Raw genomic sequence first — 18356 nt, 5'->3', positions numbered from 1 at the left:
ATCATCGATGTCGTGAGGAGATAAATGGCGGGAGTGACGGGGCTCGAACCCGCGACCTTCGGCGTGACAGGCCGACGCTCTAACCAACTGAGCTACACCCCCGCTGGGGTCCCTCGTGGAGGGCCGAAGCGGCGTCGCCGCGTCGTGTGGGCGTCTGGTACGGCACGCCTTGGGACAAGTCAAGCGCGGTGGCGCCCGCCTTGTGGATAAGCCGACAACGCATTTGTCATCGCAGACAGAGGCCGTGACAGCAGGGGCCGATCCGGCTCAGGCGCCAGCCCTGCCCCCGATCCGGAATCGCCTCCGATGACCGCGCAGACGCCTTCCGATCTTCCAGCCATTGTCGATTGTGACGAGCCGATGCTCGCGGCCGCAATCTCCCTTGCGGCTCGCGTCGCGGTCGCGAGAGCGGCCGAAGGAGAGAGTCTTGCCTGTGAGGCGACGGGCGCAATCGTGGGGAGGCGTTTCGTCACCGGAGTGCGGCTACCACCCCGCTCAAGGCGTTCGTGGCGCTGCTGACCGTTCTGTGCGCTGACACCCGCGCCGTGCAGGCCGGATGATGGTGGGCGGTGAGAGACTCGAACTCCCGACATCCTCGGTGTAAACGAGGCGCTCTACCAACTGAGCTAACCGCCCGCACGCTGGAGGGAATGCCTCCGGTGGGCCGACTGGCGGCCCGTCGTATCGGTCTAGGCCAACACGGGCTTCGCTTTCAAGCTGATCCCGCAATCGTCCTCATAGAAAAGCAAGAGGCGGCCCCGGCGCGAATGGCGCAGGGCCGCCTCCAAAATAACGACCGCCCTAGTTGACGGCGTCCTTGAGGCCCTTGCCGGCCTTGAACTTCGGCGTCTTCGAGGCAGCGATGGCGATCGTTTCGCCGGTGCGGGGATTACGGCCCTCGCTCGCGGCGCGAGCCGCAACGCTGAAATTGCCGAAACCGATGATCTTGACTTCGTCACCGGACTTCAGGGCGGCGGTGATCGCGTCGAACGTTGCATCGACAGCCTCCGCGGCAGCGGCCTTCGAAGAGTTGGTACGCTCGGCAACGGCTGCGATGAGATCGTTCTTGTTCATGATGATCCTTTCCCTGGTCTCGAGGTCGGTTCGCCTGAGTCGAACCTGACCTTGGCGCGACATCTCACCGAATTGAGCGCCGCTGGCAAGGGAAAATGGCTGTTTTCCGCGGGTTTGGAGCACAATTCGGTGAATTTCGACACGAAAACGCCCGCCGGAGGGCGGGCGTCGTCGTTTTGCGGGCTCAGTTTGCCTAATGTGCCGTCAAGGCTAAACTTGCATCATCCTCAGTCGCGACCGGCTTTTGCGCCGCCGCCTTGGCCTCGTCCCACACGATCGGGACCGGCTTTCTGACCAGCGCATGAGCGAGAACATCGTCCATGCGCGCGACCGGAATGATCTCCAGCCCGTTCTTGACGTTGTCCGGGATCTCAGCGAGGTCCTTCGCATTGTCTTCCGGGATCATGACGGTCTTGATCCCGGCACGCAGCGCCGCGAGCAGCTTTTCCTTGAGACCGCCGATCGGCAGCACACGTCCGCGCAGCGTGATCTCGCCGGTCATGGCGACATCCTTGCGGACCGGGATGCCGGTCATGGTCGAGACGATCGCCGTCACCATCGCGATGCCGGCCGACGGCCCGTCCTTCGGGGTCGCCCCCTCGGGAACGTGGACGTGGATATCGCGGCGGTCGAAGAGCGGCGGCTCGATGCCGAAATCGACGGCGCGGCTGCGGACGTACGACGCCGCGGCCGAGATCGATTCCTTCATCACGTCACGCAGATTGCCGGTGACGGTCATGCGGCCCTTGCCAGGCATCATGACGCCCTCGATCGTCAGGATCTCGCCGCCGACTTCCGTCCAGGCGAGACCGGTGACGACACCGACCTGGTCTTCGAGTTCCGCCTCGCCATAGCGATAACGGGGCACGCCGAGATAATCCTCGACGACCTTCTCGTCGACCGCGATCGACTTCTTCTTCGAGAGCAGCAGTTCCTTCACCGCCTTGCGGGCAAGCGTCGCGATCTCCCGCTCGAGGCTGCGCACGCCGGCCTCGCGCGAGTAGCGGCGGATCACGAACCGCAGCGCCTCGTCGGTGACCGAGAACTCCTTCGCGTCGAGGCCATGATTTTTCATGACCTTCGGCAACAGGTGCTTGTGCGCGATCTCCAGCTTCTCATCCTCGGTGTAGCCGGCGATCCGGATGATCTCCATGCGGTCCATCAGCGGGCCGGGGATGTTCAGCGTGTTCGCCGTCGTCACGAACATCACGTTCGACAGGTCGTAATCGACCTCAAGGTAATGGTCGTTGAATGAGGAGTTCTGCTCCGGATCCAACACCTCCAGCAGGGCCGACGAGGGATCGCCGCGGAAGTCCTGGCCCATCTTGTCGATCTCATCGAGCAGGAAGAGCGGATTGGACTTCTTGGCCTTCTTCATCGACTGGATGACCTTGCCGGGCATCGAACCGATATAGGTCCGCCGGTGGCCACGGATCTCGGCCTCGTCGCGCACGCCGCCGAGCGACATGCGAACATATTCACGGCCGGTCGCCTTGGCGATCGAGCGGGCGAGCGAAGTCTTGCCGACGCCGGGCGGGCCGACGAGGCAGAGGATCGGTCCCTTCAGCGTGTTGGAACGGCTCTGGACGGCCAGATATTCGATGATCCGGTCCTTGACCTTGTCGAGGCTGTAATGGTCCGCGTCGAGCACCTCCTGCGCATAACGCAGGTCGTTCTTGACCTTGGACTTCTTGCCCCACGGAATCCCGAGCAGCCAGTCCAGATAATTGCGCACGACGGTGGCTTCGGCCGACATCGGCGACATCTGGCGCAGCTTCTTGAGCTCGCCCTGGGCCTTTTCACGGGCTTCCTTCGACAGCTTGGTCTTGGAGATGCGCTCCTCGAGTTCGGCGAGTTCGTCCTTGCCGTCCTCCTGATCGCCCAGCTCCTTCTGGATCGCCTTCATCTGCTCGTTCAGGTAGTATTCGCGCTGCGTCTTCTCCATCTGCCGCTTGACGCGGGAGCGGATGCGCTTCTCCACCTGAAGAACCGAAATCTCGCTTTCCATCAGCCCGAGCACGCGCTCCAGCCGCTCGCCAACCGTGCGGAGGGCAAGGATCTGCTGCTTCTCGGGGATCTTGATGGCCAGATGCGAGGCGACGGTATCGGCAAGCTTCGAGTAATCCTCGATCTGCGTCACCGCGCCGACGACCTCGGGCGAGACCTTCTTGTTCAGCTTCACATAGTTTTCGAATTCGGAGACGACCGAGCGTGCCATGGCCTCGACCTCGACCTTGTCGCCTTCAGCGTCGGGCAGAGGATGGGCATAGGCCTCGTAATAGGGCTCATGGTCGGTGTAGTTGCGGATTTCGGCGCGCGCGATGCCTTCGACCAGCACCTTGACGGTGCCGTCGGGCAGCTTCAGCAGCTGCAGCACGCTGGCCAGCGTCCCGATCGGATAGATCGCATCGGGCGCAGGATCGTCATCGCCGGGGTTCTGCTGCGTCGCCAGCAGGATCTGCTTGTCGGCCCGCATTACCTCCTCAAGCGCACGGATCGACTTCTCGCGGCCGACGAACAGCGGCACGATCATATGCGGGAAGACGACGATGTCGCGCAGAGGAAGGACGGGGTAGAGTTCGTCGCCAGGAGGAAGGCCGATCGAACGCTTGGTATCGGATGTCATGCTCGTTCCTTTCGCGACCGGCACGGCCCTTGATAGGCACCGTTCGGCTCATGGACGCGTCTTATGGGCTGGAGGGAAGCGATCCCGTTCGACTCGTCAGCGCTGCGTCTTGCGACGCGGTTGTCCCATTAGGTGGCGTTGCAGCATGGGGGTGTCAAGCGGCGCCGCATCCCACTATGCGGCGACATCAGCGTCCACCGCGCGCCGGCCGTGGGCGACCGGCTACTGTCCGGAAATGCGTCGACGTCGATCGAAGTCATCAAGGCTTTCCGAACGTCTTTGTGCGACGGTCATTCGCGTGTCCCGCCTCTCACCACTCGGGCGCGGAAATCGGGGAAGATCATGAAGTTCTGTGTTTCGAAGCTGGTTGGCAGCGTCGCGGCTTTGGCGATAGCCGCTGCCAGTATCCAGTCGGCCGCCGCTTGCACGCGCGCGCTCTATGTCGGCGATGACGGCCTTGTCATCACCGGTCGGTCGATGGACTGGGCCGAAGACATGCACACCAATCTCTGGTCGATGCCGCGCGGCATCGCTCGCGACGGTGCAGGCGGGGCTGGAACCCCGAAATGGGTCTCGAAGTATGGAAGCGTCGTTGCCACGGGCTACGACGTCGGCACGGCCGACGGCATGAACGAACAGGGCCTCGTCGCCAATCTGCTCTACCTTGCCGAATCCGACTACGGCCAGCCAGACGGCAAGCCGGTCCTCTCGATCAGCGTCTGGGCTCAGTACGCACTCGACAACTTCGCCACCGTTTCCGATGCCGTCGAAGCGCTATCGAAAGAGCCGTTCCGCATCGTCGCGCCAAAACTTCCGAACGGCCAGGGTGCGCAGCTGCATCTCGCCATTTCCGACGCGACCGGCGATAGCGCGATCTTCGAGTATATCGGCGGCAAGCTGGTGGTTCATCACGGCAAGCAATTCAACGTGATGACCAATTCGCCGAGCTTCGACCAGCAGTTGGCGCTCAACGCCTATTGGCAGGGCATTGGCGGCCTGACCTTCCTGCCGGGCACGAACCGCGCGGCGGACCGCTTCGCACGGGCCTCATTCCTTGTCGAGGCGATCCCGAAGAAGGCCGACCCAGCCTATATCACTGCGGTGCCGGACCAGAAGTTTGCCTTCCAGGCGGCCGCCAGCGTGCTCGGCGTGATGCGCAGCGTCAGCGTGCCGCTCGGCATCACCACACCGGGCCAGCCGAACATCTCGTCGACGCTTTGGCGCACGGTGTCTGACCAGACCGACAAGATCTATTATTTCGACAGCGCGACCAGTCCCAACGGCTTCTGGGTGCCGCTCGCCGATCTCGACCTTAAGGAAGGTGCGCCGGTGAAGAAGCTCACTGTAGCCGGAGGGAAGGTTTACTCCGGCAATGCGGCCGACAAATTCGATGCAACGCCTGCCTTCACGTTCCTTCCTTCGACAGGAATGTAGCCGGCGCGGAAGGTCGCGTTCTCGAACGCGGCCTTCCCTTCGATCGCCCGGCATCGCGGCGAGACGGCGCCTGGACGCTCTGCGGATAGGATTCCAGCTGCGACGGCCTGGCCTTCGCCAATCTCGACTGAGCACAAAAAGGCCCGGCGGATCGCTCCGCCGGGCTTTTTCAATTCCGTCACAAAGAGAGCGTCAGCCAGCCGTGGCGGTCGCCGTTTCTTCCTGGCGCTCTGCATAGATATAAAGCGGACGCGCCTTGCCCTCGACAACCTCGGCCGAGATCACGACTTCCTGCACGCCATCAAGGCCCGGCAGGTCGAACATGGTCTCGAGCAGGATCTGCTCCATGATGGAGCGAAGGCCACGCGCGCCGGTCTTGCGCTCGATGGCGCGCTTGGCGATCGCCGTCAGCGCGTCGGGATGGAAGGTCAGGTCGACATTCTCCATCTCGAACAGACGCTGGTACTGCTTGACGAGCGCATTCTTCGGCTCGGTCAGGATCGTGATCAGCGCAGCTTCGTCGAGATCCTCGAGCGTCGCCAGGACCGGCAGACGGCCGACGAATTCGGGGATCAGGCCGAACTTCAGCAGATCCTCGGGCTCGACATGACGGAACAGCTCGCCCGTGCGGCGATCTTCCGGACCAGCGACGCGGGCACCGAAGCCGATCGACGTCGAACGGCCGCGATCGGAGATGATCCGCTCGAGGCCGGCGAACGCGCCACCGCAGATGAACAGGATGTTCGTCGTGTCGACCTGCAGGAATTCCTGCTGGGGATGCTTGCGCCCGCCCTGCGGCGGCACGGAGGCGACCGTGCCTTCCATGATCTTCAGCAGCGCCTGCTGCACGCCCTCGCCCGAGACATCACGCGTGATGGACGGGTTGTCGGACTTGCGGCTGATCTTGTCGACCTCGTCGATATAGACGATGCCGCGCTGCGCCCGCTCGACATTGTAATCGGCCGACTGCAGCAGCTTGAGGATGATGTTCTCGACATCCTCGCCGACATAGCCGGCTTCGGTCAGCGTCGTCGCATCGGCCATCGTGAAGGGCACGTCGAGGATGCGGGCCAGCGTCTGCGCGAGCAGCGTCTTGCCGCAACCGGTCGGTCCGATCAGCAGGATGTTGGACTTCGCCAGCTCGACGTCGTTGTTCTTCGTCGCGTGGTTGAGGCGCTTGTAATGATTGTGCACGGCGACAGAGAGCACGCGCTTGGCGTGGCGCTGGCCGATGACATAGTCATCCAGCACCGCGCAGATCTCCTGCGGCGTCGGAACGCCGTCGCGTGACTTCACCAGCGAGGACTTCGATTCCTCGCGGATGATATCCATGCAGAGCTCGACGCATTCATCGCAGATGAAAACCGTCGGCCCCGCGATCAGCTTGCGCACCTCGTGCTGGCTCTTGCCGCAAAACGAGCAGTAGAGCGTATTCTTGGTGTCGCTGCCGCTGACTTTGCTCATCCGTCTACCTCGCTGTCGTCGGGCCCGGGGAAGCGGGACGACTCATCTCACATGTCAGTCGGTTCGATCCTTCCGACCTCTTGACCGGAATCCGGCCGTCTAAAGCCCCTAGCCGACGGACGCAATCGGCTGATTGCGATCCAACCATGCTAGTCGGGACTTGATCAAGACATACTTAACGTCGAGGCTGGCCAAATCGAGACCCGATCACAGGCCAGCCATCGACAGAGGCTTCCGGCTTAGCCGGATCAGTCCTTCTTCACCTGGTCGAGCGCGTCGCGATTGGTCAGCACCTGATCGATGAGGCCGAACTCCACCGCTGCATCCGCAACGAGGAAATTGTCACGCTCGAGCGCATGCTCGATCGTCTGGTAATCATTGCCGGTGTGATGGACATAAATCTCGTTCAGGCGCCGCTTGAGGCTCTCGACCTCGCGGGCGTGGATGAGAATGTCCGTCACCTGGCCCTGATAACCGCCCGAAGGCTGGTGCACCATGATGCGGGCGTTCGGCAGCGCGAAGCGCAGGCCCTTTTCGCCGGCCGTCAGCAGCAGCGAGCCCATTGAGGCAGCCTGACCAATGCACAGCGTCGACACGGCCGGCTTGATGAACTGCATCGTGTCATAGATCGCCAGGCCCGATGTCACCACGCCGCCCGGCGAGTTGATATACATCGCGATCTCTTTCTTCGGGTTTTCGGCCTCGAGAAAGAGAAGCTGCGCGGTGATGAGGGTCGACATGTAGTCCTCGACCGGGCCGGTGACGAAAATCACCCGCTCCTTGAGCAGCCGGGAATAGATGTCATAGGCACGCTCGCCACGGTTCGTCTGTTCGACGACCATCGGCACGAGCGTGTTCATATAGAGGTCGATGGGGTCTCTCATGATCTTCCTTCGGCGTCTCGAATTGCCACAGGTTCCGCCCATTCGCCCCGGCCGACCTCACTCGGTTCGACCGAATCCCGGGGCGTTGGAGGACCATACATATGGTAGCCGGTACCGCTTCGGAAGAGGCGCCCTCGCAGAGCGCCGCCGCGACGATCCCGCGGCCGGATGAACGGCGCCGAGGCGATGAGGCCGCGGCGCCGAAAGGCGATCAGTCAGGACGCGCTCAGGCCTTCGCCTCGGCGTCCTCGTCTTCCTTCATCAGTTCCTCGCGGGAGACGTTGCGATCGGTGATGTCGGCAAGCGTCAGCACGTGGTCGACGACCTTCTCCTCGAAGATCGGGGCGCGCAGGCTGGCCAGCGCTTCCGGATTTTCCTTGTAGAAGTCGTAGACCTGCTTCTCCTGGCCCGGGAACTGGCGGATCCGGTCGACGAGGGCGCGCTGCACCTCTTCGTCGGTGACCTGGACATTCGCCTTCTCGCCGATCTCGGAGAGCACGAGGCCGAGACGGACGCGGCGCTCGGCAATCTTGCGATAGTCGGCCTTGGCGTCGTCTTCGGTGGTGCCTTCGTCCGCGAAGCTGCGGCCCGAGCGCTCGAGATCCTGCGTCACCTGGCCCCAGACATTCTGGAACTCCTGCTCGACCATGGTCGGCGGCAGTTCGAATGCATGAAGTTCATCGAGCTTGTCGAGCAACTGACGCTTGATCTTGGTGCGGGTGACCGCGCCGAGCTGGTTCTGCATCTGCTCGCGCATGGTCTCGCGCAGCTTCTCGAGCGATTCGAGGCCGAACTTCTTGGCCCATTCATCGTCGAGCTGAGCTTCGACAGGCGACGCCACTTCCTTGACGACAACGTCGAAGGTCGCGGCCTTGCCGGCCAGATGCTTGGCGCCGTATTCCTCGGGGAAGCTGACATTGAGGACACGTTCCTCGCCGACCTTTGCGCCGACGAGCTGTTCCTCGAAACCGGGGATGAAGCGGCCCGAGCCGATCGTCACCTGGCCGTTTTCGTCGGCGCCGCCCTCGAAGGGCTCGCCGTCGATTTTACCGACATAGGAGATCGTGACGCGGTCGCCGTCGGCGGCCTCGCCGTCCTTCGGCTGGAAGTCGGCCGAATCGCGGGCCAGCTTGCCAACCTCGGCATCGACCTCGGCGTCCGAAATCTCTGCGACGGGACGATCGATCTTGATGCCCGCGAAGTCGCCCAGCTCGAAGCTCGGCAGCACTTCATAGGTCATCGTGTAGGCAAGGTCCTTCTTGCCTTCCAGAACCTCGCCCGCCTCGGCCTCGTCCTCCGGCAGCACGAAATTCGGCTGCATGGCGGCGCGCTCGCCGCGCTCCTCGATCGTCTTGCGGGCGGTCTCGTTCAGGATGTTCTGGACGATCTCGGCCATCGCCGACTTGCCGTAGAGCCGGCGCAGATGCGCGGTCGGCACCTTGCCGGGGCGGAAGCCGTTCAGCTTGACCTGGCCCTTGAGCTCTTCGAGACGCGCCGAAAGGCGGCTGTCGAGTTCAGTCGCGGGGACCACGATCTTGATTTCACGTTTCAGGCCCTCTGCGAGGGTCTCGGTCACCTGCATGTTCAGCGCTTTCCGTGTCGTCGATTGTTGAATTGGCGTATCGCCGCCGTTTTTGTCTTCTTCGCGGCGCTTTGGTGCGGGCGGAGGGACTTGAACCCCCACGGCGCAAGCCACTGGAACCTAAATCCAGCGTGTCTACCAATTCCACCACGCCCGCAGCTGCCGTTTTATTGGTCCGGCCAAGGCGCCGCCTCTATAGCATCCGCAAGGGTCGGGTCAATCAAAAAGCCGCTGGAACACCCGCGGCAACGCCTCGGGCAGGTCCTCGGCGATCAAACCGCGCCCAAGAACGAGGGCCGCATCGCCATGCAGGAAGGTCGCAGCGCTTGCCGCCTCGAAGGCCGGCATGCGCTGCGCCAGCAGCCCGCCGATCATTCCGGCCAGCACATCGCCTGACCCGGCAGTGGCGAGAAAGGGCGGCGCGTTGTCGGCGATCGAGGCGCGTCCGTCAGGCGCCGCGACCACCGTATCCGGCCCTTTCAGCAGCACCACTGCCCCTGCCCGCTCTGCGGCCGCGCGTGCCCGATCGAGCTTGCCCGGCTCCTCGGCGAGATCGGGGAAGAGGCGCGCGAACTCGCCATCATGCGGCGTCAGCGTGACCGGCGCCTGGCGCCCGGCAATGGCAGAGAACAGCCGTTCCGGCGCTTCGCGAAAGGCCGAGATGCCATCAGCGTCGAGCACGACGGCGGCTTCCGAGGCGAGCGCAGCCTCGACCAAGGCGCGCGTCGCATCGCCGCCACCAAGGCCCGGACCAAGCACGACGACGTTCAGCCGTTCATCGCCAAGGATCTCGGCCAGACCGGCGGCGCCATCCATCGGCCGGAGCATGATCGCAGTCAGTTGAGCGGCATTCTCGGGCAAAGCGTCGACCGGCGAGGCCAGCGTCGCGAGCCCGGCGCCGATGCGCAAACCCGACCGCGCGGCCATGCGCGCCGCACCCGTATGCCAGGCCGGGCCGGAAACGACGACGAGATGCCCCTTGTCGTATTTATGCCCGTCGATCCGCGGGACAGGAAAATGCGGCAGCCAGAGATTCTTGCGATTCTGGAAGGCGCGCGGCGCGATCGCGGCGAGGACATCTGGACTGATGCCGATATCGGCCACCGACAGGCGGCCGCAGCGAAGACGGCCCGGCAACAGCATGTGACCCGGCTTCGGCCGGAAGAACGTAACCGTCTCGTCGGCCTGGACCGCCTCGCCCATCGCCGCGCCGGTGGCACCGTTGACGCCGCTCGGCAGGTCGACGGCGATGATCTCGGCACTCGCGGCATTCATGCGCCTGACGGCTTCGGCCGCTTCACCCGTCAGCGGCCGATCGAGACCGGCTCCGAACAGCGCGTCGATGACAAGATCGGCCTTGGCGAAATCGAGCGCCGAAAGCGGCACGACCTCCCCTTTCCAGCGCTCCGCCGCCAGCGCCGCGTCGCCCTTCAGCGCCGCGACGGGGCCGAGGAGACCGAGGCTGACGCGGTAGCCGCGCTGGACGAGGATCTCGGCCGCCACGAAGCCATCGCCGCCATTATTGCCGGGGCCGCAGGCGATCGCGACCCGCGTGCCGAGCGGTCGACGCGTAGCGACATCGGCGACCGCGCGCCCGGCGGCGAGCATCAGCTTGAGGCCGGAGGTGCCCGCAGCAATGGTCGCGGCGTCGGCGGCGCCCATCTCGGCAGGCGTCAGCAATTCGCTCATTCGGTCGTCCTCGCAAAGCTATGGCGGCGGCGTCCCGTTTTAGCCTCACAAGGTCGATGCGACGATGGAAAAGCCATCTGTTGCACACAGTTTGTTCATTTGCCTATTGATGCACCGCCAAAGCCGCGCTTCATTGCCGCTATGCGCTGATCGCGAAATCTGGAAGCCCGATTTTTCGGCGTTTCGTGATCGGCGCAGAGATGGCACGGAGCCTGCAAGCGTTGGGATATGGGCCGGTCATACGGCCGGGGCCAGGTCAGCATCGGAGATGCGGAGGCAATGAAAAAGATCGAAGCGATCATCAAGCCGTTCAAGCTCGATGAAGTGAAGGAAGCGCTGCAGGAAGTCGGCCTCCAGGGCATTACCGTGACGGAAGCCAAGGGGTTCGGCCGTCAGAAGGGCCATACCGAGCTCTATCGCGGCGCCGAATATGTCGTGGATTTCCTGCCGAAAGTGAAAGTCGAGATCGTCCTCGGCGACGACCTGGTCGAGCGCGCGGTTGATGCCATCCGTAAAGCAGCCCAGACCGGCCGCATCGGCGACGGCAAGATCTTCGTCTCCAACATCGAGGAAGCGGTTCGTATCCGCACCGGGGAAAGCGGCCTCGACGCAATCTGACGTTCCCCACTGGCAAGCTCCGCCAGCCCTGATAATCTCTTGGACCGTATCCGCTGGGAGCCGGCAGTGCCTTTGGGCCGTGCCGGCCCCTTGAGTCTGAGAGAGGACACCCGTCATGACGACCGCCAAGGACATCCTGAAACTGATCAAGGATCAGGATGTGAAATATGTGGACTTCCGCTTCACTGACCCGCGCGGCAAGTGGCAGCACGTCACTTTCGACATCGATCTGATCGACGAGGACATCTTTGCGGAAGGCACGGCCTTCGATGGCTCGTCGATTGCCGGCTGGAAGGCGATCAACGAATCCGACATGACGCTGGTGCCGGATCCGGACACCGCCTTCATCGATCCGTTCTTCGCGCAGACGACACTCGTCATCGTCGGCGACATCATCGATCCGATCTCGGGCGAGAGCTATAACCGCGATCCGCGCTCGATCGCCAAGAAGGCAGAGGCCTATCTCAAGCAGACCGGCATCGGCGACACCGTCTATTTTGGTCCTGAGGCCGAGTTCTTCATCTTCTCCGACGTCAAGTACAAGGTCGATCCGTACAACACCGGCTTCAAGCTCGACGACCAGGAATTGCCGATCAATACCGACACCGATTACGAGGGTGGCAATCTCGGCCATCACGTGAAGAAGAAGGGCGGCTATTTCCCGGTTCCGCCGATCGACGCCTACCAGGATCTCCGCGGCGAGATGCTCGCCCAGATGAAGGCGATGGGCGTCTCGGTCGAGAAGCACCATCACGAAGTCGCGTCGGCCCAGCACGAACTCGGCATCAAGTTCGCGCCGCTGACCCGCGTCGCCGATCACCTTCAGATCTACAAATACGCCATCCACCAGGTCGCGCAGGCCTATGGCAAGACGGCAACCTTCATGCCGAAGCCGGTGTTCGGCGACAACGGCTCTGGCATGCATGTGCACCAGTCGATCTGGAAGGACGGCAAGCCGGTGTTCGCCGGCAACCAGTATGCCGACCTCTCGGAGACCTGCCTCTATTATATCGGCGGCATCCTGAAGCACGCGAAGGCGCTGAACGCCTTCACCAATCCGTCGACCAACTCCTACAAGCGTCTCGTTCCCGGCTATGAGGCACCTGTTCTGCTCGCCTATTCGGCGCGCAATCGCTCGGCCTCGGTGCGCATCCCCTACACCACGTCGCCGAAGGCCAAGCGCCTCGAGGTTCGTTTCCCCGACCCGACCGCCAATCCGTATCTCGCCTTCTCGGCGCTGCTGATGGCCGGCCTCGACGGCATCAAGAACAAGATCCATCCCGGCGAGGCGATGGACAAGAATCTCTACGACCTGCCGCCAAAGGAGCTGAAGAAGATCCCGACGGTCTGCGGCTCTCTGCGCGAGGCGCTCGACACGCTGCGCAAGGATCACGCCTTCCTGCTCGCCGGCGACGTGTTCACCCGCGACTTCATCGAGAGCTATATCGAGCTGAAGTGGGAGGAACTGATGGCCTATGAGATGACGCCGCATCCGATCGAGTTCGAGATGTACTTCTCGGTCTGATCAGAACGCGAACGCGGCGGAGTCAGCGGCTTTCCGCACGGCTTCGTCGCCCTTTCCTGCCGGGGCAGTGCCGATAACCAGCACGGCGCGGGATGGGGCAGACAAGAAAATGGGCAGGCAGCGTTTCCGCTGCCTGCCCTTCTTTTTGCGCTCTGGACGAGCGCCTACCAGGAGTAGGTCAGGCGGCCGGTGCCGGCATAGGTCTGCGACGAGTCGGACAGCTGGCTGTCGAAATAGGCGCCGACCGAGAGGCCCTGCGAGAGATTGATGTCCGCACCCGCCGACGCCAGCAGGGCATTGGACGCGATATTGGCACCGCTCACGGTGAAATCCGATCCGGGCAGCGTCTGGAAGCTTGCGTCGATGAGCGCGTTGCCGCCCTCATTATGCGCCCAGGCGAGACGCATCCTGAGCGCCAGCGTCGATCCCTGATCGATAACGAAGCTGCGACCGAGGCGCACGCCGAGTTCCGTATGCGCCATGGTGGTGGTGTCCGAGCCATAGTCGAGCGAGAATGGCGAGGCCCCCGAATAGCTGGTCTCGCCGTAGGCCGGGGTGAAGAACGCCTGCAATTGCAGCGCGGCATAGGGTGTGACCCATCCTGCGCCCGGAACGCCGGCCATGGCGGGAAGATCAAATCGGTAACCGCCCTCGATCTGGCCGGCCACGTCATAGGCCGAGAAATCGGCGGTGAAGCGGTCATAGCCGACAGTGCTGATGCTGCGATCGGTGGACACGTCGTTCCAGGCGGTCGCAAGCGCCGTCGAGACATAGGCTTGGCCGAAATTCGTCCGCCCATAGATGGCCGCCTGATAGATATCGGAACTGCCGCTTCCAAGTTCGTCGGAGAGAGCGAAATCGGCTCGTCCGGCGCCAACGGCGAGGCCGATTCGCGTGTCCGGGCTGACGAGATAGTCAAAGCCGCCAGCAAAGCCCACCGTGCTGATCGAGCGATCATGCGAGCCGTCATAGGCATCACCATCCGTGTAGCTCTGGTCGCCATAACCGGCCAGCCAGGCACTGATGGGCCGGGGATCGACATAGGCGCTCGCAGGCAGCTTTTCGACCGCTGAAATCGTCGTTGCCGCCTGCTGGATCCGGGGATCCTCCGTGACGTAACCGAGCGCCTTGACCGTCATCGGCTTGTCGCTCTCGCGCGGGACCGGCTGATTGGTGCCGAATGCGCCATGCTGGTCGCCGAGGCGGCTGAAGATCTCGGTCAGAAAGGCATTCATCGCCTGGTTGCCGGCCGGCGCCACGGCCGTGCTCGTCTCGCCGGCAATCTCGGAAAAGGTGGTCTTCAACTGGTCGGCGGTCAGGAGATTGAGAACCAGCGGTGCCGTATTGCCTGCGGCGACGAAGCTATCGAGCGCACCGGCGACATTCACCACATTGCTGCCGACAGGAGGCGTCGACGCACCGCCGGCGGTGGGTGTAGTCGTGCCTCCAACGCCAGACGTCGCGCCTCCAACCGTGCCACCGGTGGCAGGCGTGCCGCCCGTCGTGGACGTGCCGCCGGTCGTTGGCGTTCCCCCGGTGGTGGGCGTTCCCCCGGTGGTGGGCGTACCACCCGTGGTCGGCGTACCACCTGTGGTCGGCGTGCCGCCGGTCGTGGGCGTGCCGCCACCCGTATCGGTCGGCGTGGTGACGACGGCGCCGAAGGTCGCCTTGTTGACCGTACACACGGAGATCCGGTTGGTGTCGAGCGTGACCGCACCGTTTCGCGCCAGCACCGCACCACACAGCACGTTGGCGCTGGTATTGAGCGTGATGCTGGTCAGCGCCAGGATCTGGCCGGCGAAAGACGTCGAGGTTCCGAGGGTCGCCGAGCTGCCCACCACGAAGTAGACATTGTTAGCCTGCGCACCATTGATGAGCGCCACACTGGAGCCGCTACCGGTGGTCAGCGTGCTGCCGACATTGATGATGAAGATGGCGTTCGGATTGTTCTTGGCGTCGAGGGTGACGGTTCCGGTCAACTGCGCCGAGGTGTTATACGAATACACGCCCGGAGCCAGTACAAGGCCGGCGAGATCTTTTCCGGTCAGATCTGACGTCGCAGGACGATTGCCGAGATTGTTATAGGCGGCCACGAGATCGACCTTGGCCTGAACGGCAACGCCATCATTGAGATGGATCGCTGACGGCGCTACCACGACGCCCGGCGGAAAGCCGGTCAGCGCCGTGCCCGGGCTGAGCCCGATATTGCCGCTGATCACGCTTGTTCCGGTATTGGTAATGGTCGATCCGGCGAGAATCGCGAAGCTCGACAAATCTTCCGCATGCACAACGGCGGGGCCGGCAACCGTGATTCCAGCCAATGCCAACGCAGTTCTGGCTAGATTTGTCGTCTCCAGATGCTTCATATTTATATCCCCGGGCGCCAATTTATATTTATGGAACTTACCGGGTTTCACGAAGTTATTATGAGCAGGATAGCTCACTATTTTCTCAATAAACGACAAAAAAGCGAATAACCAAGACAGGGATATATTTGTGACACTCCAAGACCCGCCTGATGTAGACAGCGAGCATTTCCTCAATATCGCTGGATCGGGACGCTCTCTCTCGAACTATCCGAAAAAATTCACACTCTTCACGCAAGGTTCGATCGCCGAGTCGGTTTTCTATATCCGCCGCGGAAAGATCAAGCTGACGGTCGCGTCTTCAGGCGGCAAAGAAGTCGTCATCGCATTGCTCGGGCGCGACGAATTCTTCGGCCAAGGTTGCCTCGCGGGACAGACCCGGCGCATGGCGACCGCGACCGCCCTGACCGATTGCGCGATCACACGGTTCGATCAGGATTCGATTTCAGCGCTTCTCCAGACCGATCCTGCGTTTTCGCGATTCTTTCTCGAGCGAATGCTCAAGCGGTCCATTCGCGCGGATGAAGACTTGGTCGACCAATTGTTCAATTCCAGCGAAAAACGCCTGGCGCGTGCGCTGCTGCTGCTAGCCAATTATGGCAGCGACACCCCTGTCGAGCCTGTACTCCCGAAGATCAGCCAGGAAACATTGGCGGAAATGATCGGGACAACCCGCTCGCGCGTCAGCTTCTTCATGAACAAATTCAGGCGTTTGGGCTATATCAGCTACAAGGCTCAACTTGAGATCCACGCGTCCTTGCTGAACGTTCTCGTCGACGAACCCGACGATACCGGCCGCCCTTCAGAACATGAGTCCGGCGCGTTCCCCGCGGCGTCCATCATGCAACCGCAGGGCGCCGAACCCAGGTTCAGGGGGTGACGACGACCGGCGTGCCGACGCTGACGCGGTCGAAGAGATCGAGAATGTCCTCATTGAACATCCGGATACAGCCATAGGACACGAATTTGCCGATCGAAGCCGGCTTGTTCGTTCCGTGAATGGCATAGAGACCGCCGGCGATCGTCATGGCGGCGGCGCCCATCGGGTTTTGAGGCGATCCGGATGGAATGATCTCAGGCAGCGTCGGACTGTCGCGACGGATCTCGCTCGGTGGCTCCCAGTTCGGCTTGAGATATTTGCCGCTGATGGAGGAAGCACCCTTCCACTGGCGCCCGGTCTTGCCAACGCCGACGCTGTATCGCATGGCAACGCCAGGGGCGACGACGAGATAGAGCCGGCGCTCCTTCGTGTGGACGATGATCGTCCCGTTCACGGCGCCAGCGCTGTCGAAGGATACGACCTCGCCTGCCGAGGCGCCTGTGGCAGCGGCGAGGCTCATGAGGAGGGCCGCCCAGCAAAGGCGCCAGCCGGCCGTGCGAACGATAGTCTTCTGTGCTGAGATGGCTTTCCCGATTCCTGTCTTGATGCCCCTTCACGAAGCATCGATCCCTGTCGTCATGTGCTTGACGTTACGAGCTTCGCTGGCGACTAGATACACGCGATTGTCAACCGACCGGAATTGCCGGTCGTCCTTCGCGGGCCCAAGGCTGAACAGCGGTCCGGCCATGCCGGTCTCCGCGGCGGTCACGCTTCTTGATAGCCGCGAAACGCCCGCCGCACTCTGGCTGGCGCCATCTGGGGGAAACCATGTCAGCTCATGACCGCTTGAGGATCGCCGTCGTCGGTGTCGGTAACTGGGGCCTGCAGCATGCGCGTGTGCTGGCGGCGCGCGAGGATGTCGACTTCCGGGCCGTGGTCGGCCGAAATCCGGAGCGTGTCGCCCGGCGCGCGGAAGCATTCGGCGTTCGCGGCTACACGGACGTTGCCGCGATGATCGAGGCTGAGCGTCCCGATCTCATCTGCGTCTCGCTGCCCAACGAACAGCATTTCGCACCGACGCTGGACCTGATCAAAGCGGGCATCCCGCTCTTTGTCGAGAAACCGCTGGTGTTCGATCTTGCCGAGGCCGACGCCTTGATCGAGGCGGCATCGCAGCGCGATCTCTTCTTCGCGATCAATTTCAATCACCGCTACGCGCGGCCTGTCGTGATGGCCCGCCACGCCATCGATGCGGGGCGGCTCGGCGCCATGACCTTTGCCAGTTGGCGTTTCGGCGGCGAAGGCGGACTCAGCCATCCGTTCAACAATCTGATCGAAACGCAGTGCCACGGCTTCGACATGCTGGAGTTCCTCGTCGGGCCGATCGTTTCGGTGATGGCCGAGATGACCGACATCACCGAGGCAGGCACGTTCCGGACGATGGCGCTGTCGCTGCGGTTCGCAAATGGCGCGGTAGGAAGCTTGATCGGCTCCTATGACACCTCCTACGCCTATCCCGATACGCACCGCGTCGAGATCAGCGGCACGGCTGGCCGTCTCCTGATCGAGGACACCGTGCGACGGTTCACCTTCAACGCCGCCGGCAGCGAAACGGCGGAAGTCTGGCAGGCCGGCTATTTCAACGATCGCGATCGCAGCTTCTACCTGACATTCGATGCGCACATGGACGCCGTGATCGCCGCGCTGCAGGCGGGTGAGCCGCCGCCGGTGCATGCGCGGGCCGGGCGAAGGGCGCTGATGCTCGCCGACGCGGCCATCCGGTCATTCAAGAGCGGGACGCGGATCGCCGTCGAGAGCGAAAGCTATGATCCCGCTGTTCGTCCTCCGCTCAGCGCGGCGCCTGCCAATCCCTAGACGCGGCGGATCAGCTGGCGGGCCGAAACGAAAAGGGCCGATGCATCAGCTGCATCGGCCCTTTGAATTCTTCTTCCAACGAAGCGGATCGTCGCCTGTGGCCGTCTGCATCCGGTGCGGGCATCAGTGGCGGCCGGCCGTGTCGTCTTCGTCGATGGCCACATCGTGATACCAGCTGTCGCCATAAACCGTATTCGGCAGCGACGCCATTTCGCGCTCGATGCTGGTCAGGCCGAGATGAGCCTCAAGACCGCGCGCACGTGCTGCACGTCCACCAGTGGGAAATTCATAGATCTTCGCAGATTCTCTTTGAACACTTGCAGTCACTGCACTCACTCCATTGTTGCGCGGTCATCCGCTGGTCACTGCATATGGTGATTCATAACATGGATTGCACAC

At 62.8% G+C, this 18356-nt stretch carries 14 protein-coding genes and 3 tRNA genes; 5 read left to right on the top strand and 12 right to left on the bottom strand.

Annotation, left to right across the window (positions count from 1 at the left end):
- Positions 1–25: 25 nt before the first annotated feature.
- The 4 genes from LB518_RS02140 to lon all read right to left on the bottom strand — a co-directional run bounded on the left by LB518_RS02140 (position 26) and on the right by lon (position 3700).
- Positions 26–102, bottom strand: a tRNA-Asp gene (locus LB518_RS02140).
- A 458-nt stretch (positions 103–560) separates the two neighbouring features.
- Positions 561–636 (bottom strand) — tRNA-Val (locus tag LB518_RS02135).
- A gap of 165 nt (positions 637–801) precedes the next feature.
- Complete coding sequence (locus LB518_RS02130) at positions 802–1074, bottom strand: HU family DNA-binding protein (RefSeq protein ID WP_073051164.1); 273 nt, start codon at positions 1072–1074, stop codon at positions 802–804.
- 193 nt (positions 1075–1267) lie between these two features.
- On the bottom strand, positions 1268–3700 hold the full coding sequence (gene lon, locus LB518_RS02125) for an endopeptidase La (protein WP_224572489.1): 2433 nt from the start codon (positions 3698–3700) through the stop codon (positions 1268–1270).
- A gap of 342 nt (positions 3701–4042) precedes the next feature.
- On the opposite strand from lon, the gene LB518_RS02120 reads away from it, so the two are divergent.
- Positions 4043–5134, top strand: a complete 1092-nt coding sequence (locus LB518_RS02120) for a linear amide C-N hydrolase (protein ID WP_224572487.1) — start codon at positions 4043–4045, stop codon at positions 5132–5134.
- Between the two features lie 192 nt (positions 5135–5326).
- On the opposite strand, the gene clpX is transcribed toward LB518_RS02120, so the two are convergent.
- From clpX to LB518_RS02095, 5 genes are all read right to left on the bottom strand, one after another.
- Positions 5327–6598 carry an ATP-dependent Clp protease ATP-binding subunit ClpX gene (gene clpX / locus LB518_RS02115; protein ID WP_073051168.1) on the bottom strand — a complete coding sequence of 424 codons (1272 nt, stop codon included), beginning with the start codon at positions 6596–6598 and terminating at the stop codon, positions 5327–5329.
- A 248-nt stretch (positions 6599–6846) separates the two neighbouring features.
- Complete coding sequence (locus LB518_RS02110; protein ID WP_224572485.1) at positions 6847–7482, bottom strand: ATP-dependent Clp protease proteolytic subunit; 636 nt, start codon at positions 7480–7482, stop codon at positions 6847–6849.
- 226 nt (positions 7483–7708) lie between these two features.
- Positions 7709–9064 (bottom strand): trigger factor, encoded by a 1356-nt coding sequence (gene tig / locus LB518_RS02105; protein ID WP_224572483.1) that lies wholly within the window; start codon positions 9062–9064, stop codon positions 7709–7711.
- 72 nt (positions 9065–9136) lie between these two features.
- Positions 9137–9221: transfer RNA gene (locus LB518_RS02100), tRNA-Leu, on the bottom strand.
- Between the two features lie 59 nt (positions 9222–9280).
- Positions 9281–10753: an NAD(P)H-hydrate dehydratase gene (locus LB518_RS02095; protein ID WP_224572474.1), complete on the bottom strand. Its 1473-nt coding sequence runs from the start codon at positions 10751–10753 to the stop codon at positions 9281–9283.
- Between the two features lie 279 nt (positions 10754–11032).
- Here LB518_RS02095 and LB518_RS02090 point away from each other — a divergent pair, with 279 nt between their 5' ends.
- Positions 11033–11371, top strand: a complete 339-nt coding sequence (locus LB518_RS02090; RefSeq protein ID WP_073051175.1) for a P-II family nitrogen regulator — start codon at positions 11033–11035, stop codon at positions 11369–11371.
- A 115-nt stretch (positions 11372–11486) separates the two neighbouring features.
- Positions 11487–12896 carry a type I glutamate--ammonia ligase gene (glnA, locus tag LB518_RS02085; protein WP_224572472.1) on the top strand — a complete coding sequence of 470 codons (1410 nt, stop codon included), beginning with the start codon at positions 11487–11489 and terminating at the stop codon, positions 12894–12896.
- Between the two features lie 164 nt (positions 12897–13060).
- Here glnA and LB518_RS02080 read toward each other — a convergent pair whose 3' ends face one another.
- Positions 13061–15262: an ice-binding family protein gene (locus tag LB518_RS02080; RefSeq protein ID WP_224572470.1), complete on the bottom strand. Its 2202-nt coding sequence runs from the start codon at positions 15260–15262 to the stop codon at positions 13061–13063.
- 130 nt (positions 15263–15392) lie between these two features.
- On the opposite strand from LB518_RS02080, the gene LB518_RS02075 reads away from it, so the two are divergent.
- Positions 15393–16142, top strand: coding sequence for a Crp/Fnr family transcriptional regulator (locus tag LB518_RS02075; protein ID WP_224572468.1), 750 nt, complete (start codon positions 15393–15395; stop codon positions 16140–16142).
- Here LB518_RS02075 and LB518_RS02070 read toward each other — a convergent pair.
- Positions 16132–16602, bottom strand: a complete 471-nt coding sequence (locus LB518_RS02070; RefSeq protein WP_224572466.1) for a L,D-transpeptidase — start codon at positions 16600–16602, stop codon at positions 16132–16134. The genes LB518_RS02075 and LB518_RS02070 overlap by 11 nt on opposite strands.
- A 308-nt stretch (positions 16603–16910) precedes the next feature.
- On the opposite strand from LB518_RS02070, the gene LB518_RS02065 reads away from it, so the two are divergent.
- Positions 16911–17957 (top strand): Gfo/Idh/MocA family protein, encoded by a 1047-nt coding sequence (locus LB518_RS02065; protein WP_224572464.1) that lies wholly within the window; start codon positions 16911–16913, stop codon positions 17955–17957.
- A gap of 123 nt (positions 17958–18080) precedes the next feature.
- Here the strand turns inward: LB518_RS02065 and LB518_RS02060 are convergent, their stop codons facing one another.
- The gene (locus LB518_RS02060; protein WP_224572462.1) at positions 18081–18284 is read right to left on the bottom strand and encodes a DUF2735 domain-containing protein; all 204 of its coding nucleotides are present in this window, start codon (positions 18282–18284) and stop codon (positions 18081–18083) included.
- Positions 18285–18356: the final 72 nt, after the last annotated feature.

The organism is Mesorhizobium sp. BR1-1-16, assembly GCF_020165495.1.
Taxonomy (GTDB): domain Bacteria; phylum Pseudomonadota; class Alphaproteobacteria; order Rhizobiales; family Kaistiaceae; genus Kaistia.
Note: the sequence above shows the minus strand (reverse complement) of the source record. Positions and strands in the feature narration are given on the sequence as shown.

What these genes read in the sequence shown, in the direction of transcription:
- LB518_RS02065 (WP_224572464.1), top strand. Translation starts at nt 16,911, where the DNA reads ATGTCAGCTCATGACCGCTTGAGGATCGCCGTCGTCGGTGTCGGTAAC.
- LB518_RS02130 (WP_073051164.1), bottom strand. Translation starts at nt 1,074, where the DNA reads ATGAACAAGAACGATCTCATCGCAGCCGTTGCCGAGCGTACCAACTCT.
- LB518_RS02070 (WP_224572466.1), bottom strand. Translation starts at nt 16,602, where the DNA reads ATGAGCCTCGCCGCTGCCACAGGCGCCTCGGCAGGCGAGGTCGTATCC.
- glnA (WP_224572472.1), top strand. Translation starts at nt 11,487, where the DNA reads ATGACGACCGCCAAGGACATCCTGAAACTGATCAAGGATCAGGATGTG.
- lon (WP_224572489.1), bottom strand. Translation starts at nt 3,700, where the DNA reads ATGACATCCGATACCAAGCGTTCGATCGGCCTTCCTCCTGGCGACGAA.
- LB518_RS02090 (WP_073051175.1), top strand. Translation starts at nt 11,033, where the DNA reads ATGAAAAAGATCGAAGCGATCATCAAGCCGTTCAAGCTCGATGAAGTG.
- LB518_RS02095 (WP_224572474.1), bottom strand. Translation starts at nt 10,753, where the DNA reads ATGAGCGAATTGCTGACGCCTGCCGAGATGGGCGCCGCCGACGCCGCG.
- LB518_RS02120 (WP_224572487.1), top strand. Translation starts at nt 4,043, where the DNA reads ATGAAGTTCTGTGTTTCGAAGCTGGTTGGCAGCGTCGCGGCTTTGGCG.
- LB518_RS02080 (WP_224572470.1), bottom strand. Translation starts at nt 15,262, where the DNA reads ATGAAGCATCTGGAGACGACAAATCTAGCCAGAACTGCGTTGGCATTG.
- tig (WP_224572483.1), bottom strand. Translation starts at nt 9,064, where the DNA reads ATGCAGGTGACCGAGACCCTCGCAGAGGGCCTGAAACGTGAAATCAAG.
- LB518_RS02110 (WP_224572485.1), bottom strand. Translation starts at nt 7,482, where the DNA reads ATGAGAGACCCCATCGACCTCTATATGAACACGCTCGTGCCGATGGTC.
- clpX (WP_073051168.1), bottom strand. Translation starts at nt 6,598, where the DNA reads ATGAGCAAAGTCAGCGGCAGCGACACCAAGAATACGCTCTACTGCTCG.